A 17,208-nucleotide genomic window follows, 5' to 3' on the forward strand; every position below is an offset into this window, starting at 1 on the left:
CGAGAACGGCAGAAAATTGACGATTATTTTTGGAAATTTGGCGCCCTTGATCGGAATGCGTCCTAGATCTTCTGGCGAAGCCAGCGCGTGAAGGGGGCAAGGAAGGTCTGTTTCCAGTGGACGTTGAAGTAGACGTCCGCTTCGCCGAGCTCGGGGTTGTGATCGATGGTGACGGACGCGGCACGATCGAAGAGACCTGCGGTGTCGAACATGGCGGGGCCGAAGCCGGTGCCCTCGACGTAGATGAGCACATCGCCGCGGAAGGCGGAGAGGTTCGACGTGTGGCTCGCGTCGCGTCCCGATAGCCCGCACGCGAGATCGCGGACGCCGGCGATGGCGCCGTAGTTGTCGATGAGGGGACCTACGAGCTCGAGCCGGGCCTCATCGCTATAGACGAGGCTCTGGGTCTCGAAATCGGCGACGACGCGGACGAACGAGGGAGTCGGGGCGAGCGCGCCCGGGGGAGGCGGGGCGCCGAAGACGAGCAGCATGGCGAGCTGGTTGGTCGTGCCCGGGGGGAAGATGGGCAGAGGAAACGCGCCCTGAGGATCGGCGGCGGCGCCGCGCAACGCGAGCCCGAGGACGGCAATGCCGGGATCGTAGGTCGAGCCCGCGGCGAGCGCCCCCTCGAGGTTGCTGCAGATGGCGTCGTTGTGCGCGGCGATCTCCGGATCCTCGGTGTAGAAGGTGCCCTCGTAGAGGAACACGCCCGAGAAGGCGCGGGGCGCGCGATTGACGAGCGCCATGGCCGTGTTGGCGCCCGCGGAGAATCCTCCGATGACGGGCCGCGCGCCGGGGTTCTGCGCGCGCACGAGGGAGAGCGCGAAGAGCCCGTCGTTCGAGAGGGTGTCGAAGTCCCAGTCGGCCATCACGCTGCAATCGGCCGCGCCGGACTCGCACGCGCCAGGCGGGAGCTCGGTCCTCCGCTGGTCGACGAGCCAGACGTCGTGACCGGCCATGGCGAGCTCGCCGGCCGCGGACTTCGCGTACCTCCCGGTCTCGCTGATCTCGTAGAATTCGCCCGGGAATGTGAAGGGGCTGAAGAGGATCACGGGCTCGCCGCAGCCGCGGCCGGCCCCGCGCTTGCTCACGTGGATGATCGAGAATCGATCCAGGGGGCTGTCCCCGGCGTCCACTTCGTAGACCACCCTCTCGATCGATGGATGCGGCCGCGTGACCTCGACCGAGGCGATGTCGTACGGGCCGAAGGCGCTGCCCGCGAGAAATCCCAACCATCCCAGCATAGGCGCTTCCCTCCATAAGAACGGGGTGACCACCGCGATGTTCACCGTGGTGCTTCGAGCGGCGCTCGCTGCTCGATGCGTCCATCTTCCGCTCGCTCGTGCGCGGACGCTTGGTTGAAATGGTCGAAAGCGTGCGGCGTTGCCGCCTTGTGATGCTGGCTACATGTGGTGTCGTGTGCGGTGGCCCGGCGAAATCACGAGGTCAACCGGCAAGCGTCATGTTTGAAGATCGCTGCGACGTGCTGCGATCGATCGCGAGCGACGAGCGCCGATCGCCAGGCTCATGGGGCGGGAGAGGGCGCGGTCGCGGCGTCACGGTGTGATCGGCAGCGCGACCATGATGTTCGCGTTGCACATCTCGTTCTGCGTGCCCCATCCGGGCAGCACGGGATCCTGTGCGTCGCGCGTGTCGAAGGTGCATGTCACCTCGAGCGAGGAGCCCGGGTCGAGCAGCGGCGGCGTGCGGTACCAGTACACGTTTTGCCAGTGGACGTCCCAGTCCTCCACGCGCGCGATGCAGCTCTCCTGCGCCCCCGACGCCACGCGGATGTCGAAGGTGCGCCCGCGCTCGTGCATGTGCGGCATCACGCCGAGCACCTCGATCGGGGGAAGCGCCGGGTCGATCGCGAGCTCCGCCCGCGTCCTCTTCCACGTGTAGGCCGCGTCCTGCTGGCCGGGAGGCAGCGTGTCCGGGCCGTCCGGCTCGAAGAGGGTCGTGAGGAAGCCGTCGTCCCCGATGAACACGGCGCGCCGCTCCACGGTGTCCTCGTAGCGGAGCCGGAGGCGCGTCGAGTCCTCGGCGGAGGCGCTCGCGTGGTCATGGAGGTTGTAATGCACCTGGACCACGAAATGGTCCTTCGAGGAGAGCGGCGCCCCGGTGCCGACGGGGAACTCGACCACGTTCTGCCCGGGCGCCCAGGCGAACAGCGGCTGGAACGGCATCCCGTCGGACGGGCCGCCGAAGCACTCCCAGCCGGGCCTGTCCGGCGAGGCGCCGTCGAGCTCCGTCATCAGATCCTGGTTCGTCTTGCCCTCCACGAGCGACGGCTCCGAGGGAGTCACCCGGTAGACCGTGACGTGATGAACGATGGACCGGACCCCGGGCGTCACCTGATATCCGGTGATGAAGCGGTCCGCCTCGATGCCCGGGTCCACCTGGAAGCACCGCCACTCGTCGTACGCCGCGAGCGGATTGGCGGGGTCGACCACGGGGGTGATCGGCGGTGTCATGTAGTCGACGCCGCCCTCGAGCGTGGGCACGGGCGGGGCGGGCGGCGCGCCCGCGCGCTCTCCCTCGGCGCGCGCCCCGGTCGCCCAGCGATGGATGATGTCGATCTCCTCGGCGGTGAGCGTCGCCTCGTCCTCGAAGTCGCCGCACGAGCCGTCGTGCGTCACGAGAAACGGGGGCATATGGCCGCCCTGCACGGCGTCGTCGATCGCGCCAGCGCGCGCCTTCGCCGAGATGTAGTCGTCCAGGCGGAAGGGCGCGAGCCCGCCCTCCTGATGACACGCGGCGCACCTGGACGTCGTTATCGGCGCGACGTCCTGCCAGAACGTGGGCTCCGGCGTCGGCTCCTGCGCCGCGCATCCGAGCGAGAGCGCGAGCGGCACGACGGCCGAGAGGCCGCGCGCGTGGAGGGGCAGGATCGTCATTCGCGTCGATCGCCTCGGGTCGTGCTGCTTCAAGCGGGCCTCCATAAAATGTGTATTACGTACACGTTTATGTGTGTGGTATACGCAATAGAGGGATGGCTGTCAAACCAACGAGGCGTCGGAAAACGGCGACGGAGTACAGCGGCGGCGGCGACGCCGTGCGCAGCCTGGAGCTCCTCTGGGGGGCCAGGAAGCGGCCGAGCCGGGGGCCCAAGCCTGGCCTGAGCCTCGATCAGATCGTGCGGGCCGCCATCGAGCTCGCCGACGGCGAGGGGCTCTCGGCGCTGTCGATGCAGCGGGTCGCCGGGAAGCTCGGGTTCACCACGATGTCGCTCTACCGGTACGTTCCGAGCAAGGCCGAGCTCCTGGATCTCATGCTGGACACCGTCGCGGGGGAGCTGCCCCTGGTCGACGACGTCCCCGGGGGGTGGCGGGCCAAGCTCGAGGCGGCGGCGCTGGCGGACTGGGCGCTCTACCACCGCCACCCGTGGTTCTTGCACGTGACGCCGGTGCGCCCCGTGATGGGGCCGAACGGGATGGCGGCGTACGACGCGGAGCTCCGCGCGGCCTGCGGGATCGGCCTCACCGACCGCGAGGTGATCGCCGTCGTCCACCTCGTCGACGGGTACGTCCGAGGCGCGGCGAGGCTCTCGGTGGACGTGGCCGAGGCCGAGCGGGAGACCGGCGTCACCGACGCGCAGTGGTGGTCCGAGCGCGCGTACTTCTGGGACAAGCTCTTCGACCCGGGGCGCCTCCCGACGATGGCGAAGCTGATGCGCTCGGGCGCCTTCGGCGAGCACCCCTTCACGGAGGAGGTGTTCCTGTTCGGCCTGCAGCGCGTGCTCGAGGGCATCGAAGCGCTCGTCCGGTCGCGCTCCCGTCAGTGTGACGAAAGTCCCGAAACGTCACGGTCTCCAGCGCGGGGTTGTGACGAAAGTCTCCCTGATGCTCCTCGGCATGACGAGAAGTCGAGGTGCGCGCAGTGCGGCGGCGAGATCGCCCAGTCCTCCACGGGGCGGCCGCGCGCTTACTGCTCGCGCGCTTGCCAGCAGCGCGCTTACCGGGCGCGCAACGGATAGTTGTCCCCCTCAGTCCACATGGGTTGAGCGACCCATTGCGTGGACTGCGTGGACCTGATCGACCCCCTGCCGCCCATCCTGCCGAACGCCTGGGAGCTCGGCCTCAGCGACCTCGGCGAGACGACGAACCTGCACCGACCGTCGCCGGCCTCCGAGAGGAGCCAGCGCGCGGGGCTTGATCCATATAGTATACCCCCCTATGCTATAGGCGTGCACACGGTCGAGAACAAGAAGAAGCTCATCGCGCGCGTCCGGCGGATCCGCGGGCAGCTCGAAGCGGTCGAGCGGGCCCTCGAGGGCGAAGCGGGTTGCTCCGAGGTCCTGCAGACGGTGACCTCGGCGCGTGGCGCGCTGAACGGCCTCGTGGGCGAGCTCATCGAGGGGCACATCCGCACGCACGTCATCGACGCGGAGCGCGCAACGGCACCCCAGCGGGAGGCCGCGGAGGAGCTGGTTCAGATCGTCCGCGCCTATGTGAAGTGAAGGAAGCAACGATGAGCGACTCCACGGGATCCGATCGGCTCGCCCAGCTTCGACACGCCCACGACCACGGCGCCGCCGCGCCTTCGCACGAAGCCAGGACCCGGTGGGTCGTTGCGCTGACCTTCGCCATGATGGTGGCGGAGCTGGTGGTCGGCTACGCGACGAACTCGCTCGCGCTCACCGCCGACGGCTGGCACATGGCCACGCATGCGGGCGCGCTCGGCATGTCGGCCTTCGCGTACTGGTTCGCGCGCAAGCAGTCCGGGTCGAGCGCGTTCTCCTTCGGCACGGGCAAGGTGCACGCCCTCGCCGGGTACACGAGCGCGGTCGCGCTCGCGCTCATCGCGCTCCTCATGGTCGTCGAGTCGCTGCGCCGCTTCCTCCATCCCGAGTCGATCGCCTTCTCCGAGGCGCTTCCCGTCGCCGTCGTTGGTCTCGCGGTCAACCTCGTCAGCGTGCGGCTCCTCCACGCCGACGATCACCATCACGAGGCGGACGACGACCACCGCGACCACGATCACCACGCTCATGGCCATGACGATCACGACGACGAGCACGCCCATGGCCACGACCACCACGGGCACGACCAGAACTTGCGCGCGGCGTACTTCCACGTCCTCGCGGACGCGCTGACCAGCGTGCTCGCGATCCTCGCCCTCCTCGGCGGGCGCTACCTTGGCTGGACGTTCCTCGACGCCGCGATGGGCATCGTCGGCGGGCTCGTCATCGCGAAGTGGAGCTACGGACTCTGTCGGCAGGCGGCCAGGCAGCTGCTCGACGTCGTCCCTTCCGAGTCCCTTGCCCAGCGCATCCGCGATCGCATCGAGTCTACCTTCGCAGGAGCGAGCGTCGTCGATCTCCACCTGTGGGACATCGGCCCCGGCGCGCGCGCCTGCATCGTCTCGGTCGCGGTACCGAGCCCACTGGCGCCTTCCGCCTACCGTGACGCGTTCGTCCCGATCGCCAGCCTCCAGCACGTCACGGTCGAGGTTCACCCGCTCTCTGCCGGTGACGCGCGGAGGGGCTCGTGAATTTCGGCGCGATCTTGCTCCTCGCGCTCGGGCTCGCGATGGACGCGACCGCTGTCGCGGCGGCACGAGGGCTGTCGGTCCCGGCGATTCGGGCGCGCCATGTCCTGCTCGTCGCCGGGTTCTTCGGCGGCGCTCAGGCCCTGATGCCCGTCATCGGCTGGCTGCTCGGAGAGCAGATCGGTCCGCGCGTGCAAGCGTGGGACCACTGGATCGCGTTCGTGCTGCTCGCGTTCATCGGCGGAAAGATGCTCTGGGAAGCCCGCGACGACGGCGAGGGCGAGGGCGAGACCACGGTCGATCCCTTCGCGTTGAGCTCGATGTTCGTGCTGGCGATCGCCACGAGCATCGACGCCCTCGCCGTGGGCATCACGCTGCCGATGCTGAACGCCCCGTTCGCGATCTCCGTCGTGACGATCGGCGTCGTCACGGCGCTGCTCAGCGCAGCGGGGCTCTTCGCGGGACGGCGGTTCGGGGCGATGCTCGGCAAGCGTCTCGACCTCGCTGGGGGGATCCTGCTCATTGGACTCGGGTTCAAGATTCTCCTCGAACACCTTGTGCTGTCGTAGGCGTGTCCCTGCGGACCGCGCCGCCGGCTTCCGAGTGCGCAGGGACGAGGCGAGCTCGAGGTGCGCCGCAGCGCCCGCTCAGATCGACAGTGCTATCGGCGAGCGCGGCCGCGCGCTGGCCGCCGCGTCGCTGTGCGGCGCGCCCCAGCCGCCGCCCGGCGCCTCGGCGGCCTCGCTGACGCCGAACGCGCGCTGCACGAAGGACGAGCTCCGCGCATAGGCGAACAGGTCGCTCGGCCGGATGGCGGGCATGCCGCGGTGCAGCCGCCGTACGAGCAGCAGCGTGTAGAGGTCCATGTAACGCTCGACCATGCGGGCAGCGGAGTAGCGCTGGAGCGTGACCTTCCGGCCGTATCGCCCCATGCGCGCGGCGAGCGCGGGGTCGTCGCGGAGCTCCGTCAGCCTGGCCGCGAGCGTCTCGGCGTCCCCGGAAGGCACGAGGAAGCCCGTGTACCCCTCGGTGAGGGCCGTGGGCACGCCGCCCACCGCGGTCGCGACGACGGGGAGCCCGGCGGCCATCGCCTCGAGGACGGCGAGCGGCAGGCCCTCGGCGACGGAGGTGAGGGCGAACGCGTCGAGCGCGGCCAGGATCTGGGGCACGCCGTGCCGCCCGCCGACGAAGTGCGCGCGCTCGGACAGGCCTAGCTCGCGCGCGAGCGCGACGAGCCGCGCCCGCTCCGGGCCATCTCCGGCGAGGAGCAGCCGCCCGTCCTCCGGCAGCGCCTGCGCGGCCGCGCGCAGGAGCAATGCATGGTTCTTCACGGCAGAGAGGCACCCCACGCTCCCGAGCACCCAGGCCCGCTGCGAGATGCCGAGCTCGGCCCTGACACGGGCCCTGGCCACGGGATCGGGCGCGAACCGCGAGAGGTCGAGGCCGCTGGCGACGACGTGCAGCTTCTCGGCGCTGACCTGACCCTGGTTGACCAGGGCCTCGGCGGCCGGCCGCGACACCGCGACGTGGGCGTCGACGAACGCGGCGGCGGCGCTGCGCAGCCATCGCCGGCCTTGCAGCTCGTCCGAGACGCCGTGCTTCGTGTGGACGACCGGGACGCGATGCAGCCAGCCTGCGGGCGCGGCATAGAGGAGCGGCTGCAGGTTATGCGCATGGACGAGCGAGATCCCTCTCGCCCTGAAGAGCGCGACGAGCCGGGCTGTCATGCTCACGTCGAGGCCGCGGCGCTTCGGCAGGAGCTGCACCTCGACGCCGCGCCGCCGCAGCTGCTCTGCCCGCGGACCGTCCGGATCATCGGCGATGGCGATCACGGTCACGTCATGGCCCGCAGCGCGCTGGAGCGCCGACAGATCGACGACCACCTGCTCGGCGTCGCCGGCCTTCAAGCTGCTCACCACGTGCGCGATCCCGAGCTTCCATGGAAGCCCCGCCCGGTCCCGGTCGCGGTCTCCCGCGCCGTAAATGTCACGAACATCCATGTCTCCCCCCCTCGAACGAAACGAATGGAACAGTGTCGACGCGCGCTGCTCGTCCAGCGTGCCTGCGCTGCCTGGCTCCTCGAGGCGTGATCTGGCTTCTCCGATCGGCGGAGCGGCGCTCCGCTCCCTGGCCGACGCAGCGAAGCGATGATGGACGAGCGTCCTGGGCTTGAGAAGCGTAAGCGCCGCGGCACGCCGAGGGCGATGCGCGGCGGATGGTAGGAAAATTGATTGATGTGGAATATAGGCCGAACCCGGAATGTGGCAATACGAAACTGTGATGAATGGTAAGACGGCAGTGCGCGAGGAGGGTTGTCCAGCTGTCCAGTTGTCCAGGCCGGCCCGGGCCGCGCGCCGCGCGCTCGCTCCGGCTGAACGGGATCCGTCCGCGACTTCCGACCTCGGCGCGAATGTCGGGTTTCTTCCGGGGCTGCGTACGGTTTTATCTGCTCGCTCCCCTTGGCGCGGAGCTTCGCGACCGCGTCGATCGCGGCGGCCGGCAGGTCGCCCTCTCCCCGCGGCTCAGGCCAGGAGGCCTGGCAGGGGCCCGGTGCACACGCCGGGAATGCCGAAGGTGGTCACGTCGTCGAGGCCCATGGCGTTGCATACTGACACGAGCAGGTTGTTGTGCGGCAGATCGGCGTACTTCATGTAGCGGCCCATCTTGAAGTAGCCGCCCGCGCCGCCCGCGAGCACCCACGGGATATCCTTGTACGTGTGCGTGTTGCCGACGCCGAGCTCGTTGCCCCAGAGCAGCAGGGTGTTGTCCAGCATCGAGCTGCCGTCCACTTCCTTCGCGAGCGCCAGCTGATCCAGCACGTATTTCACCTGCTCGCTGTGCCAGACGTTGATCTTCACGAGCTTCTCGTTCGCGACCGCATCGTTGTCGCCGGCGTGGGAGAGCTCGTGGTGCTCCTCGTTCACCCCGATCCAGGGATAGTACTGCCAGCTATCGGCGTTGGCCCACATGAACGTGGAGACGCGGGTCATGCCGCAGATATGCGCGAGCAGCATCAGGTCGGTCTGCAGCCGGCCGACCTTCGGATAGTTCTCCATCGCTCGCGTGTCGAACTTCTCCGGCATCGTGAGCGGCGTGCACGAGACCGCCGAGCTCTGCAGCCGCTGCTCGATGTTGCGGATGCCGCCGAGGTGCGCCTCGAGCCGCGCCTTGTCCTCGGAGCTGACGCGCGCCTTCAGGCGGCCGATATCGTCCTTGAGGAAGTCCAGCACGCTCTGGCGCTCGGCGATCAGCCGCTGCAGCTCCGTTTCGGAGAGATCCGCGTTGGCGAAGATGCGCGAGTACATCTGGAATGGATCGTCGACGGCCGTGTTCGGCTGGTTCGGACCGCGGTACGAGATCACGCGGAGCGGCTCCTGCCCCTCGATGCGCACGCCGAACTCGAGCGACGGGAACTGGCTGTTGCCACCGATGCGACTCGCGATGTGCTGGTCGACGGAGATGCGATCCGCCCAGCCGGCGGGGCCGCCCGCGCCCGTGAAGCTGCCCGCGAGCAGCGAGCCGCCCGTCAGCATCGCGCCGGGGCCCTTCATGTGCGGGCCGCCGGGTTTGTTCTCGCTCGTGACGCCGAGCTCGTCCTCGACCGTCGAGTTCATGTGCACGCCCTTGAGCACAAGCATCCTCTGCTTGTGCTCCTCGAGCGGCGCCAGGATAGGGCCGAGCGAGAGCGGCGCCTCGTGCGCGTCCCCTGCCGGAAAGAACGCCGACGGCACCGTGCCGTTCGCCGAGAAGATGCCGATGAAGCGCCTGGCGCCCGGCTGCTTCGCGTCCTGTCCAAACACGGTGGCGCTCCGCCAGACGGGGCTCGTGAGCGCGACGGTCAGGGCGCCGAGCCCGCCCAGCAGCTTGCGGCGGCTGATCTGGGTGCGGAGGTCGATAGGGCCTCTTCGGTTCATGGCATCTCCTTCGTGTGCGCGTCGATCGGACGGCGGTAAAGGAAGGCGTCCGTCTCCACGACGGCGCGGGGAAGCGCGTTCAGATCCTGGCCGGTGGCCTTGAAGGTCTCGAGCAAGCTCTCCATCGAGCAACCATCCATGTCCTGCTCGAAGCGGGCGATGGCGAAGCGGAACCACTGGCGCGCCACGCACTCTTCCACCTCGGCGCTGCCCGCGAGCCTACTGCCGAGCTCCGCCACGCCCTCGAACTCGCCGTCCATGTCGCGGGTGGCGATGACCTTGCCGCTCGCGTCGACCGGCTCGCCGCCGTCGAGCTCGCGGTAGCGGCCGATCGCGTCGTAGTGCTCGAAGCCGAAGCCGAGCGGATCGAGCAGCTGGTGGCAGCCGACGCAGCTCGGGTCCACCTCGTGCTGCGACAGCCGCTCTCGGGTCGAGCTGCTCGGGTCGACCTCGGGCGGCTTGGGGATGTTGGCCGGCGGGGCCGGCAGCTGCTGGCAGAGCAGCGCCTCGCGCACGAACTTCCCTCGGTAGATCGGCGAGCTCTCTGCGGGCTTCGCCTGGATGGCGAGCAGCGCCGGGAGCGTCAGGATACCCGAGGTGGCCCCGTCCGTGCGCTTCAGCGCCTGGAAGGAGTCGTCGCCGGTGACGCCGTAGTACCCGCCGAGATCCTTGTTGTAGAAGACCGTCGTGGAGGTGAGGAGCGCGCTCAGCTTGCCTCCCTCGTCGTCGAGCACGTGGTCGAAGAAGGCGTCGGCCTGCCCGCGCAGCGACTCACGGAACGACCGCGATTGCCACTCGGGGAAGGCGTCCGCGTCCTTCACAACGCTGTTCAGGCCGTTCAGGTGCGTCCAGCTGCCGAGGAAGCGATGGACCAGCCTCTCGCCGCGCTCGTCCTCGAGCATCCAGTCGAGCTGCGCCGCGACACCCTCCTTCGTGGTCAGGCTGCCGTCTTCGATGGCCTCGTTCAGCCTGGCGTCCGGCAGGGTGCCCCACAGCATGTACGAGAGGCGAGCTGCCACCTCGTGCGGAGAGAGCTTCACGGCGCGATCGCTCACCTTCTCCGAGGTGCCGATCTCGACGCGGTACAGGAAGCGCGGCGACTGCAGCATGCCGCGGAGCAGGAGCTCGATCCCGTGCTCGTAGCTCGTCTCCGCGCCGACGTCGAAGAGCTGCAGGTGTCGCTCGATGTCCGCCGCGTCCGTGATCGGGGCGCGGTAGGCGCGGGCGCCGAAGCCCACGACCAGCTGGCGCGCGCACTCGCTCGGCTCGGCTCCGGCCTCGCAAGGCGCGATCCTGTCGAGCGCCGCCGGATTGCCGGCGACGGCCGCGGCGATGACGTCCGCCGCGGCCTGGAAATGCTCGAGCTCGACCTGCGTCACGTCCGGCTGCAAGAGGCCGAACGCCGACGCCTCGATCGCGGGGCCGAGCGCCGCGTCGAGGCCGGGCACGTCGCCGGCGAGGTCGCGCACGGTGTTCAGGTACTGCTCCCGCGAGAGCAGCCGCATCGGCGAAGGCCCAGGATCGATGGTGCTCGCGTCGCACCTCAATGGCTCGCCCGGGCCCGAAGGCCCCGAGCCCGAGCCTCCGCTGCTCGAGCTGCCGCTCGTACCGTTCGTGCCCTCCTCCGGCGATTTGCCGTCTTCGCCGCCCAGGTTGCCGATGCACGCCGACAGCGCGAGCGCCGCGGCGAGCAGGCCCACGCTTCCGTGGGACTTGAATTGTTCAATCGATGATGTAGTCATTCAGGGCTCCGCTCGAGGCTGCTGGCTACTCAGCCTCGGTGGGAGACCCGCTCGGGCGCGATCACCTTTTTCGTCCTCGAAACGTGGAGACGTTTCGATTGGTACGAAGAGGTAGGTCTACGGTCGCCGCGCTCCGACCCGACGGCGGGGGCGCCGCCGGCTCACGGTCCTTCGACGCTGCAGCACACAGCGCAATCGTAGGCTTCGAGCAATTCGCGCCCGGCGCACGGGACGTCGCCGCACGCGGTCCCCTTCAAGGCGCCGCAGCTCGGGAGGCATTCCCCTTCGACCTCGATCGAATGCGGCGGATCGCAGGGCGTGTCGTTGCCCGGGGGCTCGTCGCCGTCGGGCGTGAAGTACAGCCGATCCAGCTGGACGCCCTCGACGGCGTTCGCGAGGACGAGCTCGTGCGCTCCGGCCGAGAGGGGGAAGCGGAGCGGCTCGCCATAGCGCGTGTTGTCGTGGAGATCGTCCCAGAACCAGATGTCACCGACGCTGATGCGCCAGAGGTACCAGGGGCCGCCGTCCACCTGGAACCAGAAGCGGTTGTTGAGGGCGCTCGGAGCGTGGATCCGCCCCCAGATCACGTACTCTGCCCCGCTCGGCGCCTCGAAGCGGTAGCGAGCCCGCGCGAGCCCCGGCGCATCGTCCGAGGTCAGTCCGGCCGGGGGCGCGACGAAGCGGCCCTCGGAAGCGCGGCTGTCTTCACCGACGGTGAAGCCGTCGCTCAGCTCTCCGAGCTCCGCCTCGATATACGACGATCCGGACACGTCCGGCGCCCAGGCTCCGACCGAGGTGATCTCCGCATCACACCCGGAGGCCGCAAGGCAGCCGAACGCCATGAAACGAGCGGCCGAGCAGCGCTTCACGGCTGATCCAGGAACCGCCTTAGCTTCGCGCTGTGGGGGCTCTTGGGATACTGCTTGACGAAGGCCTGAGCGCGCCGCTTCGCCTCCTGTGCGTTGCCGCGCGCGGCCAGCACGTCGATGGCGAGCACCTCGCGCTCCTGCCGGAGCACGCCGTTCGGGAACTGCGCGCGCAGGCGCTCGAGGAGCGCGGTGGCTCCCGCCACGTCTCCGGAGCGCAGCTTGGCGCGCGCTTCCGTGAGCAGCGCGCTCTCCGCGCGCAGAAGATCGGTCTCCGTCGGCTTCGGTCCGCTCGGCCTCCGGGTCGGCTCTCCCGCGGTGGGGCCATCGAGCGGCGGCTCCGGAAGCGCCTTGGGCTCCTCCAGAGGCGCCACAGGGGCCTGGGGCACCTCCGCAGGCGCGCGCTCCGGGGCCGCCGCGCGGGGCGGCGCAGGTGGCTCGTCCGGGGAGGAGAGGGCCCAGTACGCTCCGCCGAGCACCAGGCCGCCGCCCACGAGCACCGCCGCTGCCTTGATCGAGAGCGCCGACGGCAACAGCGAACCGACGCCAGCCTTCGTGGCAGCGGCGGCGCTGGCGCCGGCCGTGGCGCCGACGGCCGTCCCCGCCGCCAGCTGGCCCGCGATGCCGCGCCATGCGCGCTCCTTCGCGCCCTCGGGCGGACCCACGTGGCGCACGCTTCCAAGGAGCTCCCGCTCGAGCGGGTCCGCCCCGCTCTTGACGCTCAGCAGCCGTTCAGGATCCCCCATCACACGGCCTCCTTTCGGCTCGTGTCCTGTGCCAGCGCGAGGCGCTTGACCTCGCGGGAGAAGGTCTCGCGCGCCAGGCGGAGGCGCGAGCGCACCGTGCCCACGGAAATGCCCAGCAGGTCCGCGATCTCCTGGCCCGACTTCTCCTCGAGCTCGAACAGGACGAACACGAGGCGCTGCGGCTCCGGCAGCTTGTTCAAGATGGCCTCCGCCGCCTGCGCGCGCTGCCGCGACTCCGCGCTCAGCGCGAGCTCCTCGGACGCGCCGCCGTAGAGGTCCATCTCCGCGGCGTCCGTCGTGACCTCGCGCCGGAACCGCGCTGAGCGCCGGTAGTCGCTCGCGACACGCTGGCAGATGCCGAAGAGCCATGTCGTGAGGAGCGATCGACCCTCGAACTCGGGGAGCTTGAAATGCGCGGTCAAGAACACCTTCTGCGCCAGGTCGAGCACGTCCGCCTCGCGCACCCCGAGGCGCCTGAGCGAGCACCAGACGAAGTTGAAGTGCGCGTCGTAGAGGGCTCGAAACTCGGGGTCCGGTGTGCTCATGCCGTGACGTCCCGGTGACCTGTCAGCGAACGAGACGAGCAGACGCCGCCAGATCGAGCGCGGAATTGTGCAGGGACGATACCACTCGGTCCCCTAGTGGGGACGCCGGGCCCAGACGATCACAAATAAATGCGCGTGCTCCGCGCGGCGGCTACCCTCGCGTCGTCCCGATGCGGAGGCGTCGCGCTTTTCCCGTGGTTTTTGGTGCGATGCTGGCGGCTTCGGGGACCGCCACGGCGCAGACCGAGCCGTTCCTGAGCGTGACGCGCGGCGCTGGCGCCGAGAGCTGCCCGGACGCGGCGCGCCTCATCGAGCGCGTCGAGCAGCTGCGCGGCCGGCCGGAGACGGGTGCGAGCGGCTCCTACGTCGTCGAGTTCACCCGGGAGGCCGACGGCTTCCGCGCGTCCATCCGCAGCGGGAGCGGCGCGCGCGAGCTGCGCGATCGCAGCCGCAGCTGCGCCGGGCTCGAGCAGGCGACGGCGGTGACGCTCGCGCTGCTGCTCGACTCCGACGGGCAGGCGTCGTCCCCGCAGGGGCCCGGAGCCGAGGCGCGCGACGCGCCGCCGCCCGCGCCTCCAGCGCCGGCGTCTTCGCCCAGCGCCTCGGCGGAGCGGCCGCTGGTCGCGCGGCCCGCGCCAGCGGGCGCCGGCGGCGGCGAGCGCGAGGCGCCGACGTCCGAACGTGGCGCCACGCGGCTCACGCTGGCGGCGGGCGCTGCCGGCCTGTTCGGCGTGGTGCGTCCCTTCGCGCCCGCGCTCTCCGCGGAGCTCGGCATCGGCGGTGCGCGATTTCGAGCGGCGATCGGCGCGCTCTGGCTCGTCCCGCAGACGCTGGAGCTCGGGCCGGGCGAGCTCCGCGAGACGATGTTCGGCGGCGTCGTGCGCGCTTGCTTCGTGGCCGCGGGCGTTGGGGTGCTGCGCTTCGACGTGTGCTCCGGCGTTCACGCTGGCCGGCTGATGGTGGCGGCGAGCGGCTTCACGCGGAACGACGCCGTCGAGAAGACGTGGCTGGCGGTGCCGATCGAGCTGTCGCTGGCGAGCCTGGCAGGTCCGCTCGGCTTCGAGGTCGGCGCCGCCGCGCTGGTGCCGCTCCGGCGCAACGATTTCTCGGTGGATGGCGTGGGGGTCGCGTACAGGTCGCCGCCGGTCGGCGCGCTGGTGTCGCTCCGTGGCGTCGGCAGCTGGGCGCTGTAGGCGTCTCTGCATCAAGGCGGTTTGCTTCCCCGTCCGACTTCCCTCAGCACTGCTAGCCTATGAGGGTGACGTATCGCGCTCGTATCGAGGAAGGCCCGCGCTGCCGCTTTCATGCGCTCGCCCCCTCGACGGAGGAGTGCGCGCGCTGCGGCGCTCCCGTCTGCCACGTGTGCGTCTCCTTCTCCGCTTCCCACGGGGTCGCCTGCCCTGGCTGCGAGCGTGCGATCCGGCGCGGTCGCGCGCTCAGGAGCGCGGGCGTCGCGGCGGTCTTGCTCGCGGCGCTGGGCGGCGTCGCGGCGGCGTACATCCACGCTGCCGCGGCCGTGCGGATGCCGCCGGAGGGCCTCGCCGCGACCGAGCGCGCGCTGGAGGCGAACCCCTGTGAGGAGGACCTGATGCTCACGCTGGCCGAGCTCCTCCGTCGCGCCAACCGCGATCGCGAGTTGATCGAGCGCAGCGAGGCGTTCCTCGCGGCGTGCGGCCACGAGCCCAGGGTGCTCTGGAAGATCCGCGCCGCCCACAACCGCCGCGGAGAGTACTCCGGGGCGGAGCGCGCGGCGACGCGGCTGCTCGAGCAGAACCCGGCCGACGGGGACGCCTTTTGCGGGCGCGCCGAGTCGCGGGAGCGCCAGGGGAAGCTCGAGGAGGCGGCCGCCGACTACGAGCAATGCATCTCGCTCCGCCCGCACCAGCGGGGGGCGCCCGTCCACCTGGCGCGCGTCTATCGTGATCTCCGCCGCCCGTGCGACGGCATCGCGCCGCTCGTCCTGCACCTCCATTACAACGCCGATCAAGGGACGCGGCTCGCGGGGTGGTCTGGCTTCACCGTGACGGAGGTGGCGAGCCAGCTCGCCACCTCCGCCGAGTGCCAGCATCTCGCCGTCACCGGACAGGCGCTCTTGCCGCTCGGGGAGGACGGCCTGGCTCGAGGCGAAGCAGCGATCGACGGCAAGGAAAAGGGCGTCTTCGTCGTCGATACGATGGTGAGCCACGTGCTTGTACAGAGGGCGTTCGCGGACCGGATCGGCCTCTCCGCCGGGCCGCGTGTGCTGTGGGTGTGGACGCCGAGCGGCCTTCAGGAGGCGAAGCTCGCCGTCGCCGGCCGGCTGGAGGTGGAAGGCGCCTCCGCCCCGAGCGTGAAGCTCGCGATCGTGGAGGACCTCCCCGGCGTGGCGGGCGTGCTGGGGCAGTCGTTCCTGCTCCGGTTCCGCGCGCAGTCGACTGAGAAGGGAACCACGCTCTCGCCGCCGCCGGCAGGTGCGGCGCCGTGGACCGAGGAGACGGCGATCGCTGCGGCGGCGGGCGATGAGGACGAGACGGCAGCAGCGGATGACGGCGGGGCGGCGGCAGCGGACCACGAGGCGGCGGCGAAGGCAGGCGACGAGGAGGTGGCGGAGGCCCATGAGGGGCTCGCGCCGGCTCGCTGACCCTCGGGATCGACGAGGTCGCTGCGCTCGCGTGTTCCGAGCGCGGCGTCCGGGAGGGAAATTACCATGCGACATCCATTCGAACGGATTCCGGCGTCGGGGCGCACCGTCCTCTTCTGGTCGCTGCTCGGCCTGACGGTGGCGAGCGGTGTGGGGTTGATAGCGCTCGATGAGCGGCTCCGCACTGCGGAAGCACCGAAGGGGATTATGTCCCTGGAGTTTGCGGGGAGCGCAGGCGAGGTTCGCCGAATCCTGGGCTCATGGGACGACCGCGCCCGTCTCGACGCCGCGTTCATCCTCGGGCTCGACTATCTCTTCCTGGTTGCCTATTCGAGCTTGCTCGCTCTGGGCTGCGCCGTGACGGCGGACAAGCTGCGCGCTCGAGGCTTTCCAGGCGCCCGCCTCGGAGGGCTGCTCGCGTGGGGGCAATGGCTGGCCGGCCTGCTCGACGCGACGGAGAACGCCGCGCTGCTGGCGGCGTTGCACGGCGCAGAGGAGGAGATCTGGCCCGCGATCGCGTCGCACTGCGCTCGCGTGAAGTTCGGCCTGGTGGGCGCGGGAATGGCATACGGCCTGATCGGCTTGATCGTGCGCCGCCGCGCCGCCTGACAGTGCGCCGGACAGCGGGGGCCGGGCGAAACCCGATCATCTGCAATCGGTCGAGCTAGATCTAGGACTGCTCCACGCGCACGGCGCTTGGCAGCGGTCGTGCGGGAGCGGTCGAGGTGAGACGGGGCAGGGGAACGGCTCACGGCGACCATCGAGCGGCTCGTGGCAGCGATCGAGCGGCTCGTGGCAGCGATCGAGCGGTTCGTGGCAGCCATCGGGCGGCTCGTGGCAGCGATCGAGCGGTTCGTGGCAGCCATCGAGCCGTTCTTGGCGGCCATCGACCAGCTCGTGGCAGCGATCGAGCGGTTCGCGGGCGACGCGTCGCGACCGTGCGCACGTTCATGACACTCTTCTACGACCGAATAGCGCAGTCCGATATCCAGCCCGAGCAGGAGTTCGACGAACTCGCGCTTCAGGCATCCCGTGTAGAGGCGTTCGTCGAGCATGTGGGCCATGACCGCGCCGAGTTTGCCGATGTGCGCATCGATCTCCGCGTCCGCGCTGAGTTCGTCCGCGACGAATCGCAGCCCGCTGCGCTCTGCTCGGGCTCGGCCGCGGAGCGGGGGCCTGATAAACGGTAGCGCAAGGACACGAGCAGTGATGCGAATCACCGTTGCGCCCGCATCTCCGCGCGTGTATCCGGAACGACCTGGAGGATGGGGGCATGCGACGCAGGTCG

17 protein-coding genes are annotated in these 17,208 nt (G+C 70.1%); 9 read left to right on the forward strand and 8 right to left on the reverse strand.

Annotation, left to right across the window (positions count from 1 at the left end):
• Positions 1 to 62: 62 nt before the first annotated feature.
• Positions 63 to 1,244 carry a hypothetical protein gene (locus tag WME97_RS02760; protein ID WP_437549292.1) on the reverse strand — a complete coding sequence of 394 codons (1,182 nt, stop codon included), beginning with the start codon at positions 1,242 to 1,244 and terminating at the stop codon, positions 63 to 65.
• A gap of 312 nt (positions 1,245 to 1,556) precedes the next feature.
• On the reverse strand, positions 1,557 to 2,897 hold the full coding sequence (locus tag WME97_RS02765) for a hypothetical protein (protein WP_437549293.1): 1,341 nt from the start codon (positions 2,895 to 2,897) through the stop codon (positions 1,557 to 1,559).
• 95 nt (positions 2,898 to 2,992) lie between these two features.
• Here WME97_RS02765 and WME97_RS02770 point away from each other — a divergent pair, with 95 nt between their 5' ends.
• From WME97_RS02770 to WME97_RS02785, 4 genes are all read left to right on the forward strand, one after another.
• Positions 2,993 to 3,976 carry a TetR/AcrR family transcriptional regulator gene (locus tag WME97_RS02770; protein ID WP_437549295.1) on the forward strand — a complete coding sequence of 328 codons (984 nt, stop codon included), beginning with the start codon at positions 2,993 to 2,995 and terminating at the stop codon, positions 3,974 to 3,976.
• A gap of 210 nt (positions 3,977 to 4,186) precedes the next feature.
• Positions 4,187 to 4,459 (forward strand): metal/formaldehyde-sensitive transcriptional repressor, encoded by a 273-nt coding sequence (locus WME97_RS02775; protein ID WP_437555294.1) that lies wholly within the window; start codon positions 4,187 to 4,189, stop codon positions 4,457 to 4,459.
• Positions 4,460 to 4,470: 11 nt separating this feature from the next.
• Complete coding sequence (gene dmeF / locus WME97_RS02780) at positions 4,471 to 5,490, forward strand: CDF family Co(II)/Ni(II) efflux transporter DmeF (protein ID WP_437549297.1); 1,020 nt, start codon at positions 4,471 to 4,473, stop codon at positions 5,488 to 5,490.
• A complete protein-coding gene (locus tag WME97_RS02785) occupies positions 5,487 to 6,056 on the forward strand; it encodes a manganese efflux pump MntP (protein WP_437549299.1) in 570 nt (189 codons plus the stop codon). Before dmeF ends, WME97_RS02785 begins: the two co-directional genes overlap by 4 nt.
• 78 nt (positions 6,057 to 6,134) lie before the next feature.
• On the opposite strand, the gene WME97_RS02790 is transcribed toward WME97_RS02785, so the two are convergent.
• From WME97_RS02790 to WME97_RS02815, 6 genes are all read right to left on the reverse strand, one after another.
• Positions 6,135 to 7,487, reverse strand: a complete 1,353-nt coding sequence (locus tag WME97_RS02790; RefSeq protein WP_437549300.1) for a glycosyltransferase — start codon at positions 7,485 to 7,487, stop codon at positions 6,135 to 6,137.
• Positions 7,488 to 8,009: 522 nt separating this feature from the next.
• A complete protein-coding gene (locus WME97_RS02795; RefSeq protein ID WP_437549302.1) occupies positions 8,010 to 9,401 on the reverse strand; it encodes a DUF1552 domain-containing protein in 1,392 nt (463 codons plus the stop codon).
• Positions 9,398 to 11,143 (reverse strand): DUF1592 domain-containing protein, encoded by a 1,746-nt coding sequence (locus WME97_RS02800; RefSeq protein WP_437549303.1) that lies wholly within the window; start codon positions 11,141 to 11,143, stop codon positions 9,398 to 9,400. Before WME97_RS02800 ends, WME97_RS02795 begins: the two co-directional genes overlap by 4 nt.
• Before the next feature lie 161 nt (positions 11,144 to 11,304).
• Complete coding sequence (locus WME97_RS02805) at positions 11,305 to 12,012, reverse strand: hypothetical protein (RefSeq protein ID WP_437549305.1); 708 nt, start codon at positions 12,010 to 12,012, stop codon at positions 11,305 to 11,307.
• Positions 12,009 to 12,755, reverse strand: coding sequence for a tetratricopeptide repeat protein (locus tag WME97_RS02810; protein ID WP_437549307.1), 747 nt, complete (start codon positions 12,753 to 12,755; stop codon positions 12,009 to 12,011). Before WME97_RS02810 ends, WME97_RS02805 begins: the two co-directional genes overlap by 4 nt.
• Positions 12,755 to 13,300, reverse strand: a complete 546-nt coding sequence (locus WME97_RS02815; RefSeq protein ID WP_437549309.1) for an RNA polymerase sigma factor — start codon at positions 13,298 to 13,300, stop codon at positions 12,755 to 12,757. The genes WME97_RS02810 and WME97_RS02815 overlap by 1 nt, the downstream gene beginning before the upstream one ends.
• Before the next feature lie 209 nt (positions 13,301 to 13,509).
• Here WME97_RS02815 and WME97_RS02820 point away from each other — a divergent pair, with 209 nt between their 5' ends.
• The 5 genes from WME97_RS02820 (at position 13,510) to WME97_RS02840 (ending at position 17,110) form a co-directional block, all read left to right on the forward strand.
• Entirely contained in the window at positions 13,510 to 14,493 is a 984-nt protein-coding gene (locus tag WME97_RS02820) for a hypothetical protein (protein WP_437549310.1), read from the forward strand.
• A 65-nt stretch (positions 14,494 to 14,558) separates the two neighbouring features.
• The gene (locus WME97_RS02825) at positions 14,559 to 15,920 is read left to right on the forward strand and encodes a retroviral-like aspartic protease family protein (RefSeq protein ID WP_437549312.1); all 1,362 of its coding nucleotides are present in this window, start codon (positions 14,559 to 14,561) and stop codon (positions 15,918 to 15,920) included.
• Between the two features lie 138 nt (positions 15,921 to 16,058).
• Complete coding sequence (locus tag WME97_RS02830; protein WP_437549313.1) at positions 16,059 to 16,529, forward strand: hypothetical protein; 471 nt, start codon at positions 16,059 to 16,061, stop codon at positions 16,527 to 16,529.
• Positions 16,530 to 16,691: 162 nt separating this feature from the next.
• Positions 16,692 to 16,874 (forward strand): hypothetical protein, encoded by a 183-nt coding sequence (locus tag WME97_RS02835; RefSeq protein ID WP_437549315.1) that lies wholly within the window; start codon positions 16,692 to 16,694, stop codon positions 16,872 to 16,874.
• Positions 16,871 to 17,110 (forward strand): hypothetical protein, encoded by a 240-nt coding sequence (locus tag WME97_RS02840; RefSeq protein WP_437549317.1) that lies wholly within the window; start codon positions 16,871 to 16,873, stop codon positions 17,108 to 17,110. Before WME97_RS02835 ends, WME97_RS02840 begins: the two co-directional genes overlap by 4 nt.
• Positions 17,111 to 17,208 lie beyond the last annotated feature (98 nt).

This window comes from Sorangium sp. So ce367, from assembly GCF_051520455.1.
Classification (GTDB): domain Bacteria; phylum Myxococcota_A; class Polyangia; order Polyangiales; family Polyangiaceae; genus Sorangium; species Sorangium cellulosum_B.

Bases quoted from the DNA above. Each gene is read 5' to 3' on its own strand.
- WME97_RS02840 (WP_437549317.1), top strand. From the start codon at position 16,871: ATGACACTCTTCTACGACCGAATAGCGCAGTCCGATATCCAGCCCGAG.
- WME97_RS02810 (WP_437549307.1), bottom strand. From the start codon at position 12,755: ATGGGGGATCCTGAACGGCTGCTGAGCGTCAAGAGCGGGGCGGACCCG.
- WME97_RS02815 (WP_437549309.1), bottom strand. From the start codon at position 13,300: ATGAGCACACCGGACCCCGAGTTTCGAGCCCTCTACGACGCGCACTTC.
- WME97_RS02765 (WP_437549293.1), bottom strand. From the start codon at position 2,897: ATGACGATCCTGCCCCTCCACGCGCGCGGCCTCTCGGCCGTCGTGCCG.
- dmeF (WP_437549297.1), top strand. From the start codon at position 4,471: ATGAGCGACTCCACGGGATCCGATCGGCTCGCCCAGCTTCGACACGCC.
- WME97_RS02800 (WP_437549303.1), bottom strand. From the start codon at position 11,143: ATGACTACATCATCGATTGAACAATTCAAGTCCCACGGAAGCGTGGGC.
- WME97_RS02790 (WP_437549300.1), bottom strand. From the start codon at position 7,487: ATGGATGTTCGTGACATTTACGGCGCGGGAGACCGCGACCGGGACCGG.
- WME97_RS02760 (WP_437549292.1), bottom strand. From the start codon at position 1,244: ATGCTGGGATGGTTGGGATTTCTCGCGGGCAGCGCCTTCGGCCCGTAC.
- WME97_RS02770 (WP_437549295.1), top strand. From the start codon at position 2,993: ATGGCTGTCAAACCAACGAGGCGTCGGAAAACGGCGACGGAGTACAGC.
- WME97_RS02820 (WP_437549310.1), top strand. From the start codon at position 13,510: ATGCTGGCGGCTTCGGGGACCGCCACGGCGCAGACCGAGCCGTTCCTG.
- WME97_RS02795 (WP_437549302.1), bottom strand. From the start codon at position 9,401: ATGAACCGAAGAGGCCCTATCGACCTCCGCACCCAGATCAGCCGCCGC.